17 protein-coding genes are annotated in these 21,453 nt (G+C 62.7%); 4 read left to right on the top strand and 13 right to left on the bottom strand.

Translation table 11 applies throughout. The features are described from left to right. Positions 1–49: 49 nt before the first annotated feature. A complete protein-coding gene (locus tag JJB74_RS06290; RefSeq protein WP_200590979.1) occupies positions 50–319 on the top strand; it encodes a DUF4148 domain-containing protein in 270 nt (89 codons plus the stop codon). 100 nt (positions 320–419) lie between these two features. Here JJB74_RS06290 and JJB74_RS06285 read toward each other — a convergent pair whose 3' ends face one another. From JJB74_RS06285 to lptF, 3 genes are read right to left on the bottom strand one after another with little or no spacing between them, the layout of a single operon-like run. Then, positions 420–791, bottom strand: coding sequence for a sirohydrochlorin chelatase (locus JJB74_RS06285; RefSeq protein WP_200590978.1), 372 nt, complete (start codon positions 789–791; stop codon positions 420–422). Further along, the gene (gene lptG, locus JJB74_RS06280; RefSeq protein ID WP_200590977.1) at positions 792–1,940 is read right to left on the bottom strand and encodes an LPS export ABC transporter permease LptG; all 1,149 of its coding nucleotides are present in this window, start codon (positions 1,938–1,940) and stop codon (positions 792–794) included. Continuing rightward, on the bottom strand, positions 1,937–3,070 hold the full coding sequence (lptF, locus tag JJB74_RS06275; protein WP_200590976.1) for an LPS export ABC transporter permease LptF: 1,134 nt from the start codon (positions 3,068–3,070) through the stop codon (positions 1,937–1,939). Before lptF ends, lptG begins: the two co-directional genes overlap by 4 nt. A 39-nt stretch (positions 3,071–3,109) precedes the next feature. Here lptF and JJB74_RS06270 point away from each other — a divergent pair, with 39 nt between their 5' ends. Together JJB74_RS06270 and xth are read left to right on the top strand one after the other, a co-directional pair. Beyond that, positions 3,110–4,627: a leucyl aminopeptidase gene (locus JJB74_RS06270; protein ID WP_200590975.1), complete on the top strand. Its 1,518-nt coding sequence runs from the start codon at positions 3,110–3,112 to the stop codon at positions 4,625–4,627. 67 nt (positions 4,628–4,694) lie between these two features. Further along, a complete protein-coding gene (xth, locus tag JJB74_RS06265; protein WP_200590974.1) occupies positions 4,695–5,459 on the top strand; it encodes an exodeoxyribonuclease III in 765 nt (254 codons plus the stop codon). Positions 5,460–5,489: 30 nt separating this feature from the next. Here xth and JJB74_RS06260 read toward each other — a convergent pair whose 3' ends face one another. The 6 genes from JJB74_RS06260 to prpB form a co-directional block, all read right to left on the bottom strand. Continuing rightward, on the bottom strand, positions 5,490–5,759 hold the full coding sequence (locus JJB74_RS06260) for a hypothetical protein (protein ID WP_200590973.1): 270 nt from the start codon (positions 5,757–5,759) through the stop codon (positions 5,490–5,492). Positions 5,760–6,027: 268 nt separating this feature from the next. Continuing rightward, on the bottom strand, positions 6,028–7,929 hold the full coding sequence (locus JJB74_RS06255) for a propionate--CoA ligase (RefSeq protein ID WP_200590972.1): 1,902 nt from the start codon (positions 7,927–7,929) through the stop codon (positions 6,028–6,030). Between the two features lie 156 nt (positions 7,930–8,085). Further along, a complete protein-coding gene (gene prpF, locus JJB74_RS06250) occupies positions 8,086–9,276 on the bottom strand; it encodes a 2-methylaconitate cis-trans isomerase PrpF (protein WP_200590971.1) in 1,191 nt (396 codons plus the stop codon). A 212-nt stretch (positions 9,277–9,488) separates the two neighbouring features. Then, positions 9,489–12,089, bottom strand: coding sequence for a Fe/S-dependent 2-methylisocitrate dehydratase AcnD (gene acnD, locus JJB74_RS06245; protein WP_200591370.1), 2,601 nt, complete (start codon positions 12,087–12,089; stop codon positions 9,489–9,491). A 14-nt stretch (positions 12,090–12,103) separates the two neighbouring features. Next, positions 12,104–13,252, bottom strand: coding sequence for a bifunctional 2-methylcitrate synthase/citrate synthase (prpC, locus tag JJB74_RS06240; RefSeq protein ID WP_200590970.1), 1,149 nt, complete (start codon positions 13,250–13,252; stop codon positions 12,104–12,106). A 63-nt stretch (positions 13,253–13,315) separates the two neighbouring features. Beyond that, entirely contained in the window at positions 13,316–14,206 is an 891-nt protein-coding gene (gene prpB / locus JJB74_RS06235) for a methylisocitrate lyase (RefSeq protein WP_200590969.1), read from the bottom strand. Positions 14,207–14,423: 217 nt separating this feature from the next. Here prpB and prpR point away from each other — a divergent pair, with 217 nt between their 5' ends. Then, positions 14,424–16,055: a propionate catabolism operon regulatory protein PrpR gene (gene prpR, locus JJB74_RS06230; protein WP_200590968.1), complete on the top strand. Its 1,632-nt coding sequence runs from the start codon at positions 14,424–14,426 to the stop codon at positions 16,053–16,055. Positions 16,056–16,148: 93 nt separating this feature from the next. On the opposite strand, the gene ntrC is transcribed toward prpR, so the two are convergent. From ntrC to glnA, 4 genes are all read right to left on the bottom strand, one after another. Then, a complete protein-coding gene (gene ntrC / locus JJB74_RS06220) occupies positions 16,149–17,807 on the bottom strand; it encodes a nitrogen regulation protein NR(I) (protein ID WP_234484006.1) in 1,659 nt (552 codons plus the stop codon). 61 nt (positions 17,808–17,868) lie between these two features. Next, positions 17,869–18,954, bottom strand: coding sequence for a nitrogen regulation protein NR(II) (glnL, locus tag JJB74_RS06215; RefSeq protein ID WP_234484005.1), 1,086 nt, complete (start codon positions 18,952–18,954; stop codon positions 17,869–17,871). 65 nt (positions 18,955–19,019) lie between these two features. Beyond that, positions 19,020–19,541, bottom strand: a complete 522-nt coding sequence (locus JJB74_RS06210) for a DUF4124 domain-containing protein (protein ID WP_200590967.1) — start codon at positions 19,539–19,541, stop codon at positions 19,020–19,022. Positions 19,542–19,716: 175 nt separating this feature from the next. Further along, on the bottom strand, positions 19,717–21,132 hold the full coding sequence (gene glnA, locus JJB74_RS06205; RefSeq protein ID WP_200590966.1) for a glutamate--ammonia ligase: 1,416 nt from the start codon (positions 21,130–21,132) through the stop codon (positions 19,717–19,719). Between the last annotated feature and the right edge of the window lie 321 nt (positions 21,133–21,453).

The raw sequence follows: 21,453 nt of genomic DNA, 5'->3' as shown, positions 1-21,453 counted from the left end.
GCAACGCGACACCGTCGCCTGCACCTGTCCTTCACACCGGAGAAACACCATGAAAACCAAGAACCTGATCGCCGCTTTCGCTGTCCTCGCCTCCGCTTCCGCCTTTGCCCAGCAAACCGAATTCGTCGCTCCGGACGCCAACTTCCATTCGGCAAAGACGCGCGCTGAAGTGCGCCAGGAACTGGTTGCCGCCTACAACAGCGGCGACATCGTGCAGCGTCAGCATGACGGCCAGGAAGAGCAGCTGTATGCCGGCCGCGCCATCCAGACCCGCCAGGCCGCCGCACCGGTCGTCAAGCCGGCTCAAGCCAGCCGCTAATTGCCTTCAAACCGGCGGGCTCGGCGTCCCTGGACCATAAGTTCATCGCCTGCCGACGCCGCGCCGGACCAATGCAACGCCACCCAACGGGTGGCGTTTTTTATGGCGCTTCGCTGTTGGCGATGCAATAGCGAGCGATTGCGGCGAGCACTTCCGGGCTTTCTCCGACGGCCTGGGCCACCCTGATATCGATGCCGGGATACGTGGCGCGCAGTTCGTCGACCATCGGCGGAAGATCACGCAGCACATGGCCGCCCTGGCCAAAGAACACCGGCACCACATCGATGCGCTCGCAAGCCCCCTCGGCCAGACGCGCCACGGTCTCGGGCAAGCGCGGCGACATCAATTCAAGAAAAGCGAGCTCGACCGGGCTCTCCGGCATCTGCGCACGCAACAGCTCGCGCAACCGCTCGAACGGCGCAGCCCAGCGCGGATCGCGCGCGCCGTGAGCAAACAGGATCAATGCTTTCATCTATCGCTTCTCCACCCATTGCAATGCGAATACCGCGGCAAGCAGGAACAGCACGCTCGGCGCCACAGCGGTAGCGAACGGCGGCCAGGACTTCAGCAGACCGATATGCGCAAACAGGCTGTTCACCAGCTGAAAGCTCACGCCGATCATGATGCCGACAAAGATCTTCGCGCTGATGCCACCCGAACGCACATGCAGATAGGCGAAAGGCAGCGCCACCGCCATCATCACGAAAACCGCGAAGGGATAAATCAGCTTGCGCCAGTAAGCGATCTCATAGCGCTCGGTGCTTTGATTGTTTTCCGCGAGATGGCGAGTGTAAGCCGCCAGTCCCGAGGCCGACATGCGGTCCGGGTCGGCAAACAGCACCGCCAGTATGCCTGGCGTGATTTCCGACACCAGCGGCCGCTCGGCCATCTTCGTCGTCACTACCGCCGCGGTGATATCGAGCAGCCCGGTATTGCCGCGCTTGGCATCTGGCGGGAAACGGCTCTCGGTGACGTTCTGCAGCTTCCACGCATGGTCGCCGCCCCATGTGGCGCGCTCGGCAACGATGTCGGCGGTCATGTGGAAGGCGCGGTCGAATTCATAGATGCGCAAGCCGATGAGCTCGCCGTTCGGCTTGATTTCACGCGCGTTCAGAAAGCGACTGCCAACGATATCGCCAGTCACGCCATTGGCCCGGATCACATCCTTGGCCCATAGCCCGGAGCGAAATTCCTGCGACAGCGAGGCGCCCTTGGCCGAGAGCTTGAGCTTCTCGGCAAATTCGCTCGCTGCCGGCGACAGGTACTCGCCGATGACGAAGGTCAGCAGTGCGAACAGCACGCCGATGCGCAGCAGCAGCCCGGCAGCCTGCCGGTTCGACAGGCCCGAGGCGCGCATGATCGTGAACTCGGAGCGCGCGGCAAACATCGCCAGCACATAAATGGTGCCGATCAGCGTGGCCGTCGGCATCAGCTCATACGCATAGCCGGGCACGTTGAACAGCACATAGATGAACGCATGCTCGAGACGGTAGCCGCGCGTGCCGACTGCCTGCAGCTCGCCGATCAGATCGAAGAAGGCGAACAGCGCGAGAAAAGCCAGCAGCACAAAGAGCGTGGCGCGGATGATCTCGGATGCGAAGTAGCGGGTCAGTATTCTCATGCCTTGGGCCGCCGGTGAAACAGCGCGCGCTTCAATGCGCTCCAGTAGACCAGCGGATGATGCGGGTTGTTCATCAGGATGCGCCACGAAAACAGGAAAGCCACGAGCAGTGCGGCCAGCACATGCAATGGCCACCAGCCGACCGACACGGCCAGTCGACCCTGCACCACCATCGCCTGCAGCACGCTGACCAGGTTGCTGTAGGCAACGAACAGGAACAGGGCCAGCAGCAGATTGGCCGAGCGCCCGCCGCGCGGATTGACAAAGCCCAGCGGTATCGCAAGCAGGATCAGCAGCAGGCCCATGAACGGCAGCGCAATGCGCCACAGCAGTTCGCCGAGGTTCTGATTGGTCGGCGCTGCCAGCAGCGCGCCGAGCGGCAAGGCGCGCGCCGCGGTTTCACCGGCGTTGCCTTCCGCCTGGCTCGCCACCAGCAAGCCATAGCGCTCGAACTCCATCAACTGGAAGTCCTTTTGGGAAGGCTCGCCATCGTAGCGCCTGCCATTGAGAAGCACTGCGAACTTGTCGCCGTTATGGTCAACCTCGACCCTGCCCTCGCGCGCCACGATCACGCTCGGCCTGCCATTGCTGCCGGTGCTGCGGATAAACACATTGCGCACATTCGACGCATCGTTGGAAACGCCTTCAACGAAAAACACGCGATTGGATGCCGACGACTCCTGGAAGCGTCCCGGCGATACGCGGGCTACGTCTTCACGCTGCGCGAAACGCTGGCGGAATTCCGAGCTCTGGCGGTTGGCCCAGGGCGTGACGGCCATGCTGAGGATGGTGATCAGTCCCACCAGCGGCAATCCGAAGGCGAGCACCGGCCGTATCCATGCGGTGAGCGAGAGGCCTGACGCGAACCAGACCACCATCTCGGAGTCCTGGTACATGCGCGTGACGACGAGCAGCACCGAGATGAAGCCGGTAAGAATGAGCAGCACCGGCATGTAGTTCAATGCCGTGAAGCCGAGCAGCGCAACGACGTCCTGTGACGCGATCTGACCGCCTGCAGCCTGACCCAGGATGCGTATGAGCATGACGGTGATGGTGATCGAGAACAGGACGGTGAAGACTGCGCCGGCGGAGTTGAGGAGTTCGCGTCGTAGAGCGCGCTGGAAGATCATTCGAAGACTATAATTGCGTGGACCAAAAAAGGAGCATCCATGGACTTTAGCATAAAAACTTTCGATGCCAGGACCACCCCGACGCAAGCCAAGACGGGCTTGATGATTGTCGGCGTATTTGAGAACCGCGGCATGTCGCCTGCCGCAACCGAACTGGACGCCCAGGGCGCGATCAGCGCGGCGCTGAAGTCCGGCGACATCAGCGGCAAGGCTGGCTCCAGCCTGCTGCTGCGGCGCGCTGACGGGATCAATGCCGAGCGCGTGCTGCTGCTGGGCCTGGGCAAGGAACAGCCCATCGTCCCCAAGGATTTCACCACTGCCGCGCAAACCCTTGCGCGCATGCTGCCCAGTCTCGGCGCGAACGATTGCTTCATCGCGCTGCCGCTGGAGAGCGTGCGCGACCGTGACAGCGAATGGGCGCTGCGCACCCTGGTGCTGGCCATGCGCGATGTGGCCTATCGCTTCGATGCGATGAAGAGCAAGAAGGATCCGGCGCCGAACGGTGTAAAGAAGGTAGCCATCGTGGTCGACAGCGCTGCTTCATCGGCCGCACGCGAAACGCTGGCCCAGTCGGTGGCGCTGGCCAACGGCATGGATCTCACCAAGGACCTCGGCAACCTGCCGCCCAACATCTGCACCCCGACCTACCTCGCCAACACTGCCAAGAAGCTGGGCAAGGACTTCGGCTTCGGCGTCGAAGTGCTGGACCGCAAGCAGATGGAAGCGCTGAAGATGGGCAGCTTCCTGTCGGTCACCAACGGCACTATCGAGCCACCGAAGTTCATCGTCATCAAGCACATGGGCGGCCGCGCCAAGGAAGCGCCGACGGTGCTGGTCGGCAAGGGCATCACCTTCGACTCCGGCGGCATTTCGATCAAGCCGGGCGCGGCGATGGATGAAATGAAGTACGACATGTGCGGCGCGGCCTCGGTGCTCGGCACCTTCCGCGCCATCGGCGAGATGAACCTGAAGCTCAACGTGATCGGCATCATCCCGTCCACCGAGAACATGCCTTCCGGCAGCGCCACCCGCCCTGGCGACATCGTGACCTCGATGTCGGGTCAGACCATCGAGATCCTCAACACCGATGCCGAGGGTCGCCTGATCCTGTGCGACGCGCTGACCTATGCCGAGCGCTTCAAGCCCGAAGCCGTGATCGACATCGCCACGCTGACCGGCGCCTGCATCACCGCGCTCGGTCATCACAACTCCGGCCTGTTCACCCGCCATGACGCCGCGCACGATGCGCTGGCCGATGCGCTGATGGCTGCAGGCAAGGCGAGCGACGACACTGCCTGGCGCATGCCGATCGAAGACAGCTACCAGGAGCAGCTCAAGTCGAACTTTGCCGATATGGCCAACATCGGCGGACCGCCGGCCGGCAGCATCACCGCCGCCTGCTTCCTCGAACGCTACACCCGCAACTACACCTGGGCGCACATGGACATCGCCGGCACCGCGTGGAAGAGCGGCGCGGCCAAGGGCGCGACCGGCAGGCCGGTGCCTTTGCTGACGACGTATCTGATCCGCCGCGCCAAGAACGGTCCGGCAAGCTAAGTCGACTTCCCCATTGATGCTTGATGCGCCGGCCCGTGCCGGCGCTTTTCTTATCCGAGAATGCCCCATGAAACTCGCGACCTGGAACGTCAACTCGCTGAAGGTCAGGCTGCCGCATGTGCTGCAATGGCTGGCCGACAATCCCATCGATGTGCTCTGCCTGCAGGAAACCAAACTCACTGACGACAAGTTTCCCGTGGCCGAGATTGAAGCCGCGGGATACCAGGTCGCCTATACCGGACAGAAGACCTACAACGGCGTGGCCATCCTGTCGCGCCATCCGATGACGGAGGTCGTGCGCAACAATCCTCTGTTCCCGGATGAGCAGCAGCGCATCATTGCCGCCACCATCCAGGATGTGCGCGTGGTCTGCGCCTATGTGCCGAACGGGCAATCGGTGGGGTCGGACAAGTACGAGTACAAGCTGAAGTGGCTGGCCGCGCTGCGCGAATGGCTGGCGCAGGAACTGGCGCAACATCCGGGCCTGGCACTGCTCGGCGACTACAACATTGCGCCTGCCGACGCCGATGTGCACGACCCGGCGGCATGGGCCGGTTCGGTGCTGGTATCCGAGCCCGAGCGCGAAGCCTTCCGCCAGCTGTGCGCACTGGAATTGAAAGATGCATTCCGCCTGTTCGAGCAGCCCGAGAAGACCTACAGCTGGTGGGATTACCGGCAGATGGCTTTCCGCCGCAACATGGGCTTGCGCATCGATCACATCCTGCTGTCCCCGCCCTTGGCCGCGCGCTGCACCGCCTGCGTCATCGACCGGGTGCCGCGCAAGTGGGAACAGCCGTCGGACCATACGCCGGTGGTGGCAACGCTGTCCTGAGTCCGGGAGCCTTGGTGGCAGCACTAAGGCTCAGCCCTTGCCCTTCATCCTGTCGAGCTGCTTCTCGAATGCCGCGTCGTTCTTGCCGAGTTTCTTCGGCTCGGGCTGCGGGCCGAGACCGTTGATGTAGACAACGAAATCCTCCTGCTCCATCGATGGCGACAAGCGTTTCGCTTCGCCATCGTCGGCATACTCGATCAGATAGAACAAGCCATCGGCGCTGCGCGCCATCGAATAATCCTGGTTGCCGCTGCGGCGCTTCAGACGCTCGAGCGCCGCGCTGGCCTTGGTGGATCGCATGCTGGTGACTCCGGAGCTGGGGAAGTCTGGATGATAAGTCGATTCACTGAGGAAGGGGATGAAGCGGATCAGTGCGTCAGCGGATTGCATGCTGTGCCGGCGTATCGAACAGGAATTGCGGGCGATGGATGGTCGGTATTGCTTGCAGCTTTTGTAGGGTGGGCGCAGCCCACGCGGATATTCGATCACCGCGGATGTTCGATCACCGCGGATGTTCAATCACCGCGTGGGCTGCGCCCACCCTACGCAAAGCGTGATGCGTCATGCGTCATGCGCCCTGCACCGCTCCCCGTATCTGCTCCAGCGACGCCGGATCTTCGATCGTCGTCAGATCGCCCGGATCCCGGCCTTCGCATACCGCCTGTATCGCGCGTCGCAGCAGCTTGCCCGAGCGCGTCTTCGGCAGCAGGTTCACCAGGTGCACCTGCGCCGGGCGCGCCACGGCGCCGAGCTGCTTGTCCACGGTGCCCATGATCTCGGCCTGCAGCGCCGCGCGCGACTCCGCCGTGGTCAATGCATCGGCGCGCTTGGGCACCACGAAGGCCACGGCCACCTGCCCTTTCAGCTTGTCTTCCACGCCGACCACTGCGACCTCGGATACATTCGGATGGCTGCAGATGCTTTCCTCGATCTCGCGCGTGCCGAGCCGGTGTCCCGCGACGTTGATGACGTCATCGGTGCGGCCAAGGATGAAGTGATAGCCATCGGCATCGCGTATGCCCCAGTCGAAGGTGGAATACAGCGGCCGCTTGAAGGTTGACCAGTAAGTCTTCACGAAGCGCTCATCATCGCCATACACCGTCTGCATGCAGCCCGGCGGCAGCGGCGCTTCGATTGCCAGCACGCCCTTCTCGTTCGGCGCGCATTCCTCACCGGTGGCTTCGCTGATCACCTTCACCCGATAGCCAGGCATCGGCACGCCAGGGCTGCCCAGGCGCGTCGGACGGTCATCCAGGCCGCGGGCAATTGACAGGATCGGCCAGCCGGTTTCGGTCTGCCAGTAGTTGTCGATGATGGGCACATTCAGTTCGCCCGCGATCCATGCCGAGGTTGGCTCGTCCAGCGGCTCGCCGGCCAGGAACAAACTCTTCAGCGAGGACAGGTCGTATTGGCGCATCAACTCCGACGGTTGCTTCTTCAGCACGCGGATGGCGGTCGGCGACGAGAACATGCGCGTGACGCGGTACTTTTCCACCAGCCGCCACCAGATGCCGCCATCCGGGCGCGTCGGCATGCCTTCATACAGGATGGTTGCCATACCGGCGATCAGCGGGCCATAGACGATGTAGGAATGCCCGACCACCCAGCCGATATCGGAAGTGCAGAAGAAGGTCTCGCCGCGCTTGCCGCAGAAGATGGTTTCCATCGACGAGGCCAGCGCCACCGCATAGCCGCCGACGTCGCGCTGCACGCCCTTGGGCTTGCCGGTGGTGCCCGAGGTATAGAGGATGTAGGAGATCTCGTTCGATTCGAGCGGTGTCACCGGCACGCTGGCCTCGCGATGCTGCTCGCGCAGCTGCGCGTAATCGACATCGCGCCCACCGACGGTGTCCATCGCAGCCAGGCCGCGGTTCACCAGCAGCACATGCTCGGGCTTGTGCTCGGCGATGCGTATCGCTTCATCGAGCAGCGGCTTGTAGGGCACTGCCTTACCGCCGCGCGAGCCGGCATCGGTGGAGACAATCAGCTTCGGCTTGGCGTCATCAATGCGGCTGGCCAGGCTGTTGGAGGCGAAGCCGCCGAACACCACCGAGTGAATCGCGCCGATGCGCGCGCAGGCCAGCATCGCGAACACCGCCTCAGGGATCATCGGCATGTACAGCAACACCCGGTCGCCCCTGCTTACGCCCAGGGACTGCAGTATCGCGGCCGTGGTTTCGACTTCGCGCAGCAGCTCGCGATAGCTGTAGACGCGCTCGCGCGGCTCGGCATCCGGCGTCTCGGTGGTCACCGCGATCAACGCCGCCGCATCGCCCTGCACCGCGGCCCAGCGGTCCACTGCGTTGTGACACAGGTTGGTGGTGCCGCCGACGAACCAGCGGTTGAACGGCGAGCGGCTGTCGTCCAGCACCTGGGAAAACGGCGTCTGCCAATCTATGCGCTCGGCTTCGCGTCCCCAGAACGCCTGCGGATCATTCACGGACTGCTGATAGAACTCGGTGTAACTCATCGCTGCCTCCTCCACGTTGCACAAGGCGTTTGCGGCGCTCACGCGCTGCGAACGCGATCCCAATCCAGCTCAGCTGCTGCGAGCCCGTGTATGGCCGGGCCCCGGTTCTCTCGTATTTGTCGTTTTTATTGGACTGCCGCTATGCCCGCCCTGACCTTAGAAAGCGTCGCCGGGCACGCGCACCCAGCCTTCCATCAGGATGCGCGCGCTGCGGCTCATGATGGCCTTGGTTACCACCCATTCGCCATCGACCTGCTTTGCTTCGGCACCAACGCGCAGCGTGCCGGAAGGATGACCGAAGCGCACCGCGCTGCGTTCGCTGCCGCCGGCAGCCGTGTTGACCAGCGTGCCGGGAATCGCGGCCGCGGTGCCGATGGCCACTGCAGCGGTGCCCATCATCGCGTGATGCAGCTTGCCCATCGACATTGCCCGCACCAGCAAGTCCACATCCTGCGCATTGACTTCCTTGCCGCTGGACGCGACATAGCCGGCGGGCTTGGCGACATAAGCGACCTTCGGCGTGTGTTGACGCCGCGCCGCTTCATCGACATTCTTGATCAGCCCCATGCGCAGCGCGCCAAAAGCGCGGATGGTCTCGAATTTCGCCAGCGCTTCGGCATCGCTGTTGATCGCTTCCTGCAGTTCGGTGCCGGTATAGCCGATGTCTTCGGCATTGACGAAGATGGTCGGGATGCCGGCATTGATCATCGTCGCTTTCAACGTGCCGATGCCGGGCACCTCCAGGTCGTCGACGAGCTTCCCGGTCGGGAACATCGCGCCGCCCGCGCCTTCTTCCTCGGCGGCCGGGTCAAGGAATTCGAGCTGCACTTCGGCGGCCGGGAAGGTCACGCCGTCAAGCTCGAAGTCGCCGGTTTCCTGCACCTGGCCGTTCGTGATCGGCACATGGGCGATGATGGTCTTGCCGATGTTGGCTTGCCAAATGCGTATCGTCACCGTGCCGTTCTCGGGGATGCGCGCGGCATCGATGAAGCCGCTGGCTATCGCGAACGGGCCGACCGCGGCCGACAGGTTGCCGCAGTTGCCGCTCCAGTCGACGAAAGGCTTGTCGATCGACACTTGGCCGAACAGGTAATCGACATCGTGATCGGGCCGGCTGCTCTTCGCCACGATCACGGTCTTGCTGGTGCTCGAAGTCGCGCCGCCCATGCCGTCGATCTGCTTGGCATAGGGGTCGGGACTGCCGATGACGCGCATGAGCAAGGCATCGCGCGCTGCGCTAGGTGTCTGCGCGCGCTCGGGCAAGTCCTGCAGGCGGAAGAACACGCCCTTGCTGGTGCCGCCGCGCATGTAGGTTGCGGGGATCTTGATCTGGGGTACGTGGGGCATGGTGGTTTCCTGTGATGCGTGGGCGGATTGCTCCACCTTTGTTTTGAACCTTTTCTGTCCGGCTTTCGTTCGATATCCGTAGGTTGGGCTGACGAAGGAAGCCCAACGATGAGGCCCGCGGGATACAGAGTTTTGTTGGGCTTTGCAGCCCAACCTACGCCCTTGATGAGGCCCGCGGGTGTTCGACGTTTCGTTGGGCTTTGCAGCCCAACCTACGCCGCCTTCGCCGTCTGCTCCAGGAAGTCCTGTGCGAAACGCTGCAGCACGCCGCCCGCTTCATAGATCGAGACTTCCTCTGCGGTGTCGAGCCGGCACAGCACCGGCACTTCCTGCGTTTCGCCGGTCTGGCGATGGATGACGAGCGTGAGCATCGCGCGCGGCTTGCGCTCGCCGATCACGTCATAGGTCTCGGTGCCGTCGAGGTTTAGCGTCAGGCGGTTCGTGCCCGGCTCGAACTCCAGCGGCAGCACGCCCATGCCGACCAGGTTGGTGCGGTGGATGCGCTCGAAGCCTTCGGCCACGATCGCTTCGACACCGGCCAGGCGCACGCCCTTCGCCGCCCAGTCGCGCGACGATCCCTGGCCATAGTCCGCGCCAGCGATCACGATCAGCGGCTGCTTGCGCGCCATGTAGGTCTCGATGGCTTCCCACATGCGCTTGACTTCGCCTTCCGGCTCGACCCGCGCCAGCGAGCCGGCGCGCACCTTGCCGTCGCCATCGCGCACCATCTCGTTCTTCAGCGTTGGATTGGCGAAGGTGGCGCGCTGTGCGGTGAGGTGGTCGCCGCGATGGGTTGCATAGGAATTGAAGTCCTCTTCCGGCAAGCCCATCTTCGCCAGGTATTCGCCGGCGGCGCTGTCCGCCATGATGGCGTTCGACGGCGACAGGTGGTCGGTGGTGATGTTGTCGCCGAGCAGAGCCAAAGGCCGCATGCCGCGTAAGCTCCGTTCGCCGGCGAGCGCGCCTTCCCAGTACGGTGGACGCCGGATATAGGTGCTCATCGGCCGCCAGTCGTACAGCGGATCCACTGCTTCCGCTGCGCTTTCGGTGCGGGCAAACATCGGCACATAGACCTTGCGGAAATGATCCGGCTTCACGCTGGAGGCGACGACGGCATCGATCTCTTCGTCCGAAGGCCAGATGTCCTTCAAGGTCACCGGCTTGCCGTCGGCGTCTGTACCGAGCACATCCTTCTCGATGTCGAACCGAATCGTGCCGGCGATCGCATACGCCACGACCAGCGGCGGCGAAGCCAGGAAGGCCTGCTTCGCATACGGATGGATGCGGCCGTCGAAATTGCGGTTGCCCGACAGCACCGCGGTGGCATACAGGTCGCGATCGATGATTTCCTTTTGTATCGCCGGATCGAGCGCGCCGGACATGCCGTTGCAGGTAGTGCAGGCAAAGGCCACGACGCCGAAACCGAGCTTCTCCAGCTCCGGCATCAGGTTGGCTTCCTCGAGATACAGCGCCACTGCCTTCGATCCCGGCGCCAGCGAACTCTTCACCCAGGGCTTGCGCAGCAGGCCGCGCCGGTTCGCATTGCGCGCCAGCAGGCCCGCCGCGATCATGTTGCGCGGGTTGTTGGTGTTGGTGCAGCTGGTGATGGCGGCGATGATGACTGCGCCATCCGGCATCAGGCCCGGTTCGTTCTCGACATGACCGGCAATACCGCGCGCGGCCAGCTCGGAGGTCGGCACGCGCTTGTGCGGATTCGATGGGCCGGCGATGTTGCGCACCACGGTCGACAGATCAAAGCGCAGCACGCGCTCGTATTCGGCATGCTTCAACGTATCGGCCCAGAGTCCCGCCTCTTTCGCATACGTCTCCACCAGCGCCACCAGCGCATCCTCGCGGCCGGTGAGCTTCAGGTACTTGATGGTCTGCTCGTCGATGTAGAACATCGCCGCGGTCGCACCGAACTCGGGCGCCATGTTGGAAATCGTCGCACGGTCGCCCAGCGTCAGGTTGGCCGCGCCCTCGCCGTAGAACTCGAGATAGGTCGACACCACCTTTTCCTTGCGCAGGAACTCGGTCAGCGCCAGCACGATATCGGTGGCGGTGATGCCCGGCTGCGGCCTGCCCGACAGCTCCACGCCGACGATGTCCGGCAGACGCATCCACGAGGCGCGGCCCAGCATCACGCTTTCAGCTTCAAGGCCGCCGACGCCAACGGCGATCACGCCCAGCGCATCCACCATCGGCGTATGGCTGTCGGTGCCCACCAGCGTATCCGGATAGGCCACGCCGTCCTGCACCTGGATCACCGGCGACATGCGCTCCAGGTTGATCTGGTGCAGGATGCCGTTGCCCGGCGGGATCACGTCGACATTGCGGAAGGCCTTCTTGGTCCAGTTGATGAAGTCGAAGCGGTCTTCATTGCGACGGTCTTCGATGGCGCGGTTTTTGGTGAAGGCATCCGGATCGAAACCGCCGCATTCCACCGCCAGCGAATGGTCGACCACGAGTTGCGTGGGCACCACCGGGTTCACCAGCGCCGGATCGCCGCCCTGCTGCGCGATCGCGTCGCGCAGGCCGGCGAGGTCCACCAGCGCGGTCTGGCCCAGGATGTCGTGGCAGACCACCCGCGCCGGGAACCACGGGAAGTCGCGCTCGCGCTTGCGCTCGATGAGCTGCTTCAGCGAATCGGTGAGGATGGTCGGATCGCAGCGGCGCACCAGGTTTTCGGCGAGCACGCGCGAGGTATAGGGCAGGCGATCCCAGGCGCCGGGCTGGATCGCATCGACCGCACTGCGCGCATCGAAGTAATCCACCTGGGTTCCGGGCAGCCGCTTGCGGCTGGCTATGTTCATGTTGCTCATGGCGATTATTTCCGGTCCCGGATCGGGACGAATTGCAGATCTTCCGGGCCGACATAGTTCGCGCTCGGGCGGATGATCTTGTTGTCGATGCGCTGCTCGATGATGTGCGCGGCCCAGCCGGAGGTGCGGGCAATGACAAACAGCGGGGTGAACATCGCGGTCGGCACGCCCATCATGTGATAGGACACGGCCGAGAACCAGTCAAGGTTCGGGAACATTTTCTTGATGTCCCACATCACGGTTTCCAGGCGGTCGGCGATGTCGAACATCTTCATCGAGCCGACTTCCTCGGACAGCTTGCGCGCCACTTCCTTGATCACCACATTGCGCGGATCGGCGATGGTGTAGACCGGGTGGCCGAAGCCGATCACGACTTCCTTGTTCTCGACGCGGCGGCGGATGTCGGCCTCGGCTTCGTCCGGATTGTCGTAGCGTTTCTGCACTTCGAAGGCGACTTCGTTGGCGCCGCCATGCTTGGGCCCGCGCAGCGCGCCGATCGCGCCGGCAACTGCGGAATACATGTCCGAGCCGGTGCCGGCGACGACGCGGCTGGCGAAGGTGGACGCATTGAACTCATGCTCGGCATACAGGATCAGCGACACATGCATGGCCTTGACCCAGGATTCGCGCGGCGTGACGCCATGCAGCAGATGCAGGAAGTGGCCGCCGATGGATTCGTCATCGGTTTCGACTTCGATGCGGCGGCCATTGTGGCTGTAGTGATACCAGTACAGCAGCGCCGAGCCCAGCGACGCCATCAGGCGATCGGCGATGTCGCGCGCGCCCGGCGTGTTGTGGTCATCCTTTTCCGGCAGCACGCAGCCCAGCACCGAGACCGCGGTGCGCATCACGTCCATCGGATGCGAGGACGCCGGCAAGGCTTCCAGCACAGTCTTCAATTGCGCCGGGATGCCGCGCAGCGATTTCAGCTTGGCCTTGTAGCCGCGCAGCTCGGCTTCGGTCGGCAGCTTGCCGTGCACCAGCAGGTAAGCGATTTCTTCAAACTCGGACGTATTGGCGATATCGAGAATGTCATAGCCGCGGTAGTGCAGATCGTTGCCGGTCTTGCCCACGGTGCACAGCGCGGTATTGCCGGCGGCTACGCCGGACAGCGCCACGGATTTCTTCGGTTTGAAAGTTGCCTGCTCGCTCATGGTGTTCTCCTCTTCGTCTGTCTGTTCGGCAGCACTGATGCGCTGCCCTGTCGTTGTATCGGTTCAGCGCGCCTTCTGCTGCGCAAACAGCGCATCCAGCTTCTGCTCGAAGTCGTGATAGTTGATGCGGTCGTACAGCTCGGCGCGGGTCTGCATCGTGTCGACCACGTTCTTCTGCGTGCCTTCGCGGCGGATGGTGTTGTAGACGTTTTCCGCGGCCTTGTTCATTGCGCGGAAAGCCGACAGCGGATACAGCACGATGCCGACATCGGCGCCGCGCAGCTCATCCACGGTGTACAAGGGCGTTGCGCCAAACTCGGTGATGTTGGCCAGGATCGGCACCTTCACCGCATTCGCAAACTGCTTGTACATCGAGAGTTCGGTGATGGCTTCCGGGAAGATCATGTCGGCGCCGGCTTCGACGCAGGCTTGCGCGCGCTCGATCGCTGCCTCCAGGCCTTCGACGGCGAGTGCGTCGGTGCGCGCCATGATGACGAAGTTCTCATCGGTGCGGGCGTCGACGGCGGCCTTGATGCGGTCCACCATCTCGGTCTTGCTGACGATTTCCTTGTTCGGACGATGACCGCAGCGCTTGGCGCCGACCTGGTCTTCGATATGCATGGCGGCGGCGCCGAACTTGATCATCGACTTCACGGTGCGCGCGACATTGAAGGCCGATGAACCGAAGCCGGTGTCCACGTCGACCAGCAGCGGCAGGTCGCAGACATCGGTGATGCGGCGCACATCGGTCAGCACATCGTCAAGGTTGGAAATGCCGAGATCAGGCAATCCGAGCGAGCCGGCCGCGACACCGCCGCCGGACAGGTAGATCGCACGGAAACCGGCACGCTTGGCCAAGAGTGCATGGTTGGCATTGATGGCGCCGATGACTTGCAGCGGGCTTTCTTCCTTGACGGCCTGGCGGAATGCGGCGCCGGCGGATTGGATGGGCATGGGTCTTCCTTTGCGTTTCAGCGGTTTGACGATGTGAGTGATATGGCAATCGCCGTGCCAGAAAACGATGCTCGCGCGAGATTGCGCCCCGACTTCTCATCTATTCAATGACTTATCTCTTTCGGAAGCGATTAGCCAATCATCGAACGTTGTTTTGAAAAGCGGTGAAGTGTGTTTCAATGCACCCTTGACTGAAACATTGAAACAGATCTGAAACATGAGTGTTGCAAGCCCGCCGACCAACGATGCACCAGATAAGCCGGTTTTCTGGACCGTATCGATTTCCCGACTGTTCCATCTCTTCCGCGACATCACGCCCGAATACGACGACCGTGCCGTCATCGTGCCGATTTCGCTTGGCTTCGAGGAAGCGGTGCAGCATATCCGCGAGCGCCTGGAAATGGAGCGCTGTGATGCGGTGATCGCCGCCGGCTCGAATGCCGCCTATCTGCGCAGCCGGCTGCCGGTGCCGGTGGTAACCGCGCGCGCCAGCGGCTACGACATGATGCAGGCGCTGGCCAAGGCCCGGCGCATCTCGCAACGGCTCGGCATCGTCACCTACCAGGAAACGCCGGCGCAGCTTGCCGATTTCGCGTCCACATTCGGCCTGAACATCGCCCAGCGCTCGTATGCGACCGCCGAGGAGGCGCGCGTGCAGATCAGCGAATTGAAGGCGGCCGGCGTGCAGGCCATCGTCGGCGCCGGGCTGATTACCGACCTTACCGAGGAAGCCGGCTTGTCCGGGGTATTCGTGTACTCGGCGGCATCGATACGCCAGGCTTTCGAGGATGCGCTCGAGCTGGCTCGCCAGACGCGCCTGGAAGCCGGCCGCGGCAGGCCACTGCCCGAAGCCGGCGCCTTGCGCGCGCGGCATGGCCTGAAGGATTTGCGCGGCGACTCGGCTGCAATGGCGCAAGTGCGGCAGACGGTGATGCTGTATGCCCGCTCGCCGGCGACAGTGCTGATCGAAGGTGAAACCGGCACCGGCAAGGAACTGGCGGCGCAGGCGATCCACCATGAAGGCGCGCTGGCGCATCCGGCGCGCAAACCTTTCATTGCGGTCAATTGCGGCGCCATTGCCGAGTCCTTGCTGGAGTCTGAATTGTTCGGCTACGACGAAGGCGCCTTCACCGGCTCGCGCCGCGGCGGACGTGCCGGGCTGTTCGAAGCGGCACATCGCGGCACGCTGTTCCTGGATGAAATCGGTGAGATGCCGCTGGCGCTGCAGACGCGATTGCTGCGGGTGCTGGAAGAACGGGAAGTCACGCGCGTTGGCGGCACGCGGCCTATTCCTGTCGATGTGCGCATCATCAGCGCCACGCACTGTGACCTCGCCGCGCTGGTGGCGCAGGGACGTTTCCGCGCCGACCTGTATTACCGGCTGTCGGTGCTGCGGCTGCGGCTGCCGGCGCTGCGCGAACGGCTGGATGATGTGCCGGCGCTGGCCGAGTGGTTGCTGAAACATGCGCTGGCAGCGATGAACGTGCGGCCGCATGCGAATCTGCATGCCGAAGTGACTGGTTGCGCACCGCTGCTGTGCGGTCATGCTTGGCCCGGCAATGTGCGCGAGTTGCGCAACCTGATGCAGCGTCTGGCGCTGTTCCTGTCGGCTGAGCCCTTGCAGGCGCTGACGCCGGGATTTCTGCTGCGACATGCGCCGGAACTGGTCGGTGTTGCCGGCGCTAACGACGCCGACGTGACGATAGCGCCCGAAATGCCACGAGCCGCCCCGGAAAGCCTTGCAGAGATCTTGCGCCACTGCGGCGGCAACCGTGCCGAGGCGGCGAAACGACTGGGCATTTCCCGCACCACGCTGTGGCGGCGCTTGCGCGAGGAAGGCGGCGGGTAGCCTTCCACGAGACCTTGGATGCACATTGGACGCCTGCATGGCGCCTCCCCCGTCAAAAGCTCGCTTGGCGCGGCTATGACGGAGGCGGTTCCGCTATTCTTCCTTGGCGCCGTCGATCCCCAGTTCCTGGATCTTCCGGGTGATCGTATTGCGTCCGATACCCAGCCGGACCGCGGCGTCATTCTTGCGACCATGGGTATGGCGCAACGCGGTCTTGATCAGCGCCGATTCGAACTGCCGGCCGAGCGCGTCCATCACTTCGGGACGACCGGACGCGAGCATCTGCGCCGCTTCGCTTTCCAGCAGCGCAATCCAGCTCGGCTTCGGTGCAACCGGCGCGCGTGTCGCCATGTCGCTGCCCGCGCCGTAAGCGCCGAGCGGGCCGCTTGCGCCATTCGCACCAAAGACGGGAGTCGCGCCAGCGGTCGACATACCGTTTGCGCCTGTGGCGGTGCCCGTCGCCGCGCTGCCGCCGGCGTAGCCATCGTCGCCATACGATGCCGGCGCGGCCTCCACACCATTGGACGGCGCTGGCGCACCGGAGGACATAAAGGCCGGCGCCACGGACGGCATCGTGATCGGCGCCACGCCGGATGGCCGGCTTTCGATCATTTCCGGCGGCAGGTCCTTGATCTCCACCGTCTGACCCGGCGCCATCACCGTGATCCAGTTGCACAGGTTTTCCAGTTGGCGCACATTGCCGGGCAATTCCAGGCTGGCGAGGAATCGCATCGCGCCGTCGGACATGCGCTTGGCTTCCACGCCGAGTTCGCGCGCGCTCTGCGCCAGGAAGTGGCGCGTCAGGATTGGAATGTCTTCGCGCCGCTCACGCAGGCTCGGCAGGCGCAGTCGGATCACGTTCAGGCGGTGATACAAGTCTTCGCGGAACAGGCCTTCCTTGACCCGAGCTTCCAGGTTCTGATGAGTCGCGGCGATTACACGCACATTCGCCTTCAGCGGCTGATGGCCGCCGACGCGGTAGAAATGGCCGTCCGACAGCACCCGCAACAGGCGCGTCTGCAGATCGAATGGCATGTCGCCGATTTCATCCAGGAACAGCGTGCCGCCTTCGGCTTGCTCGAAGCGACCGCGTCGCATCGCCTGCGCGCCGGTGAAGGCGCCGCGCTCGTGGCCAAACAGCTCGGATTCCAGCAGGTCTTTCGGTATCGCCGCGGTGTTGAGCGCGATGAACGGCTGCGACGAGCGCGGACTGTGCTTGTGCAAGGCGCGCGCGACCAGTTCCTTGCCGGTGCCGGATTCGCCGGTGATCAGCACCGTCACGTTCGATTGCGACAGCCGCCCGATCGCGCGGAATACATCCTGCATCGCCGGCGCCTGGCCGAGTATTTCCGGCGTTTCCGAGGACACCTGCTCCTGGTTGGTTTCGCGCAGGCTTTCTTCCAGCGCGCGACGGATCAGTTCGACTGCCTTGTCCAGGTCGAAGGGCTTGGCCAGATATTCGAAAGCGCCGCCCTGGAAAGCGGCGACGGCGGAATCGAGATCGGAGAACGCGGTCATGATGATGACCGGCATGCCCGGATAGCGCTCCTTTGCCGCCTGCAGCAAGGCCAGGCCGGACTCGCCCGGCATGCGGATATCGGAAACCAGCACCTGGGGCGCCGTGGTTTGCAAGGCATCCATCGCCTCGCGGGCATTCGAAAAACTGCGGGTGGGAAGGTTCTCGCGCGCCAGTGCCTTTTCCAGCACCCAGCGTATCGATTCGTCGTCGTCAACAATCCAGATCGGTTTCATAGTTTTGCCATCCCGCGTTGCATGTTCATCAGGTCCGTCCCGGCGTTGGCGACGTCCCGCATCAGGGCAGAGGTATCAGTATTCTGAAATCCGTGCATCCCGGCCGGCTTTCGCATTCGATCACGCCCATGTGCTGCTGGATGAAAGTCTGCGTCAGCGTCAGTCCCAAACCGCTTCCTCCCTCGCGGCCCGAGACCAGCGGATAAAAAATCCGGTGCTGGATGTCAGGTGGGATACCTGGCCCGTTGTCGACGATATGCAAGTCCAATGCCAGGCGATAACGTACCTTGGCCAGAGTCACCTGGCGCGCAACCCGGGTCTGGAAAGTGATCATGGCATCGCCATTCGCAATGCGTTCGGCCAGCGCTTGCGCGGCGTTGTGGGCGATATTCAGCACAGCCTGGATCAGCTGCTCCTTGTCGCCGCGGAATTCAGGAACCGACAAATCGTAGTCGCGCTTGATCGTCAGGCCATTCGGGAATTCCGCCAGGATCAGGCTGCGCACCCGTTCGAACACTTCATGGATGTTCACATCACCAACGATATGCGGCCGGCGGTGCGGCGCGAGCAGGCGATCGACCAGAGTCTGCAACCGATCGGCTTCCTTGATGATGACCTGGGTGTACTCGCGCAGCGGCGCCAGCGCCCGTTCCGGCAACTCCATTTCCAGCAGTTGCGCCGCACCGCGGATGCCGCCGAGCGGATTCTTGATTTCATGCGCGAGGTTGCGGATCAATTCCTTGTTCGCTTCGCTCTGGTCGAGCAGGCGTTCTTCGCGATGCAGCTTGAGCAGCTGGACGTTTTCCCGCAGCTCGATCAGCACCGGCGTTTCCGGTTGATCCAAAGCGGTGACGATCACATTCACCTGCAGCGGCTCGCGCCCCATACGCTCCAGCGCCAGGTCCTGGCGCTTGTCGTCGAAGAGATGGGCGGCGGCCTGGTCGAACATCTGCTGCAGCTTTTCGCCATTCAGAAACAGCGAGGTCAGGCGCTGGTGCTGCAACAGCTTCGCCGAACTTTCCAGCAGGTTCTCTGCGGCCGGATTGGCGTAAATGATGCAGCCGTCCGCATCCAGCACCAGAACAGCCGAGGCCAGCAGGTCAAGGCCGGCCAATGAGGCAGGAGTCATTGATGAGGCGGGAGTCATGCTCGATTCAACTCCAATAAAAAGGGCCGCATATGCGGCCCGGTGTTCATGCGAACGGCCACGTCTTATTTGAGGTTGCCGATTTCGCGCTTCAATGCTTCGATGTTTTTCTCGGTGCGGCTGATGTCATCCTTCATTGCCGCGACACGCTCCTGGTATTTCGCGTAGTTGCGTTCGTCGCCACGACGCTCGGGCTCGCCATTGTTGTAGTCCGTCTTCAGCGATGCCAGCTTCTTTTCTTCCGTCTTCAGCTCTTCGCTGAGGATTTGCATGCGGTCATTGTCGCGCGCCTTTTGCGTGGTGCCGTCCACCTTTGGGAAATCCGCCGGACCTGCAGACACGGTATTCGCCGCGGTGGTCGCCGGCTTGCTCGCGCTGCCTGAAGCCGTGGCCTTCTTGTAAGGCGAAGGAATCATGGAGATACCTTGCAGATCGACGCGCTTGCAGCCCTTGGTCTCGCCCGTGTTCTTGTACTCCCTGGTGCCGTCAGCATTGGTGCATACCCACACATCGCCCTCCGCATGCGCATACCCGCAGACAGCCGCGAAAAGAAGCAGCGGGACCAGCGAGGAAAGTTGCTTTTTCATAACTTTCTTCCAGGAAATAAAGAAAAGAAGCTAGTGTAAAACAGGACGACTTCGCGAGACAAACTTTGTTAGGTCAGCGCCGACGTTCGAACAACAGCTTGTCGATCCTTTAATTGAATACGGGGAAAGCCTTGCGGCCTTCCCCGTGATGACTGCTCAGGAGTTTACTTCCCGATTACAGCGAGTAGTACATGTCGAACTCGACCGGATGCGTGGTCATGCGGAAGCGCTGGACTTCCTGCATCTTCAGTTCGATGTAGGCATCGATCATGGTGTCGCTGAACACGCCGCCGCGGGTCAGGAATTCGCGATCCTTGTCGAGAGCTTCCAGCGCCTGGTCGAGCGAGGAGCACACGGTCGGGATCTCGCGATCTTCTTCCGGCGGCAGGTGGTACAGGTCCTTGGTCGCGGCTTCGCCCGGGTGGATCTTGTTCTGCACGCCGTCCAGGCCGGCCATCAGCAGCGCGGCGAAGCACAGGTACGGATTGGCCGAAGGATCCGGGAAGCGGGTCTCGATGCGGCGCGCTTTCGGGTTCGACACGTGCGGAATGCGGATCGACGCGGAACGGTTGCGGGCCGAGTAAGCCAGTTTCACCGGTGCTTCGAAGCCCGGCACCAGGCGCTTGTACGAGTTGGTGCCCGGGTTGGTGATCGCATTCAGCGCCTTGGCATGCTTGATGATGCCGCCGATGTAGTACAGCGCGAACTCGGACAGGCCGGCATAGCCGTCGCCTGCAAACAGGTTCTTGCCATCTTTCCAGACCGACTGGTGCACGTGCATGCCGGAACCGTTGTCGCCAACGATGGGCTTGGGCATGAAGGTCGCGGTCTTGCCGTAGGTGTGGGCGACGTTCCAGACCACATATTTCAGGTTCTGGGTCCAGTCGGCGCGCTCGACCAGGGTCGAGAAGCGGGTGCCGATTTCGTTCTGGCCGGCGCCGGCGACTTCGTGGTGATGCACTTCAACGGGAATGCCCATCGCTTCGAGGATCTGGCACATTTCCGAGCGCATGTCCTGGAAGCTGTCAACCGGAGGAACCGGGAAGTAGCCGCCCTTGACTGCCGGACGATGGCCGGTGTTGCCGCCTTCGTACTTCTCGTCGGTGGACCAGGACGCTTCTTCGGAATCGACCTTCACGAAGCAGCCGGACATGTCGACTTTCCAGCGCACGCTGTCGAAGATGAAGAATTCGGGTTCCGGACCGAAGTAAGCGGTGTCGCCCAGGCCGGAGGACTTCAGGTAGGCTTCAGCGCGCTTGGCGATGGAACGCGGATCGCGCTCGTAGCCCTTGCCGTCGGACGGTTCGATGACGTCGCACTGCATGAACAGCGTCGTCTCTTCCATGAACGGGTCGATGTTGGCGGTGGACGGGTCCGGCATCAGGATCATGTCCGAAGCTTCGATGCCTTTCCAGCCGGCGATGGAGGAACCGTCGAATGCATGGCCAGATTCGAACTTGTCCATGTCGAAATGCGAAACGGGAACGGTAACGTGCTGCTCCTTGCCCCGGGTGTCGGCGAAGCGGAAGTCGACGAATTTAACTTCGTTTTCTTTCACCATCTTCAAGACGTCTGCGGCCGTCATTGCCATGCGAATCTCCTAGATTTGAAAAAGGGTTGATGCCTGGCAAAGCAATGAAACGCATCCGTCGCATCGACGATCGTACTCTCGCCGCCAAACTAGGCCGGAATGATAGCAGATTCCATGCCACCAACTTGACGAACTGAGGCCGGCATTTTGGTTACTCATTCTGCCCGCGTTTCCAAGAAAGAACTTCGAATCAACATGTCGTGGATTTTGGCACGCAAACATAACGCACTATGTTGGTGCGAAATTCCGCGGTTGTATGCACCAAAATAAAACACATTCATCTACACGATCCCAACCAATGCACCATTTTTGAGCTGAACG

Origin of the sequence: Noviherbaspirillum pedocola, assembly GCF_016632335.1 — a bacterium.
In the GTDB taxonomy this organism is placed as follows: Bacteria; Pseudomonadota; Gammaproteobacteria; order Burkholderiales; family Burkholderiaceae_D; genus Noviherbaspirillum_A; species Noviherbaspirillum_A pedocola.
This window is presented reverse-complemented; position numbering and strand designations above follow the sequence as displayed.

What these genes read in the sequence shown, in the direction of transcription:
- JJB74_RS06290 (WP_200590979.1), top strand. Translation starts at nt 50, where the DNA reads ATGAAAACCAAGAACCTGATCGCCGCTTTCGCTGTCCTCGCCTCCGCT.
- JJB74_RS06285 (WP_200590978.1), bottom strand. Translation starts at nt 791, where the DNA reads ATGAAAGCATTGATCCTGTTTGCTCACGGCGCGCGCGATCCGCGCTGG.
- lptG (WP_200590977.1), bottom strand. Translation starts at nt 1,940, where the DNA reads ATGAGAATACTGACCCGCTACTTCGCATCCGAGATCATCCGCGCCACG.
- lptF (WP_200590976.1), bottom strand. Translation starts at nt 3,070, where the DNA reads ATGATCTTCCAGCGCGCTCTACGACGCGAACTCCTCAACTCCGCCGGC.
- JJB74_RS06270 (WP_200590975.1), top strand. Translation starts at nt 3,110, where the DNA reads ATGGACTTTAGCATAAAAACTTTCGATGCCAGGACCACCCCGACGCAA.
- xth (WP_200590974.1), top strand. Translation starts at nt 4,695, where the DNA reads ATGAAACTCGCGACCTGGAACGTCAACTCGCTGAAGGTCAGGCTGCCG.
- JJB74_RS06260 (WP_200590973.1), bottom strand. Translation starts at nt 5,759, where the DNA reads ATGCGATCCACCAAGGCCAGCGCGGCGCTCGAGCGTCTGAAGCGCCGC.
- JJB74_RS06255 (WP_200590972.1), bottom strand. Translation starts at nt 7,929, where the DNA reads ATGAGTTACACCGAGTTCTATCAGCAGTCCGTGAATGATCCGCAGGCG.
- prpF (WP_200590971.1), bottom strand. Translation starts at nt 9,276, where the DNA reads ATGCCCCACGTACCCCAGATCAAGATCCCCGCAACCTACATGCGCGGC.
- acnD (WP_200591370.1), bottom strand. Translation starts at nt 12,089, where the DNA reads ATGAACATAGCCAGCCGCAAGCGGCTGCCCGGAACCCAGGTGGATTAC.
- prpC (WP_200590970.1), bottom strand. Translation starts at nt 13,252, where the DNA reads ATGAGCGAGCAGGCAACTTTCAAACCGAAGAAATCCGTGGCGCTGTCC.
- prpB (WP_200590969.1), bottom strand. Translation starts at nt 14,206, where the DNA reads ATGCCCATCCAATCCGCCGGCGCCGCATTCCGCCAGGCCGTCAAGGAA.
- prpR (WP_200590968.1), top strand. Translation starts at nt 14,424, where the DNA reads ATGAGTGTTGCAAGCCCGCCGACCAACGATGCACCAGATAAGCCGGTT.
- ntrC (WP_234484006.1), bottom strand. Translation starts at nt 17,807, where the DNA reads ATGAAACCGATCTGGATTGTTGACGACGACGAATCGATACGCTGGGTG.
- glnL (WP_234484005.1), bottom strand. Translation starts at nt 18,954, where the DNA reads ATGACTCCCGCCTCATCAATGACTCCTGCCTCATTGGCCGGCCTTGAC.
- JJB74_RS06210 (WP_200590967.1), bottom strand. Translation starts at nt 19,541, where the DNA reads ATGAAAAAGCAACTTTCCTCGCTGGTCCCGCTGCTTCTTTTCGCGGCT.
- glnA (WP_200590966.1), bottom strand. Translation starts at nt 21,132, where the DNA reads ATGGCAATGACGGCCGCAGACGTCTTGAAGATGGTGAAAGAAAACGAA.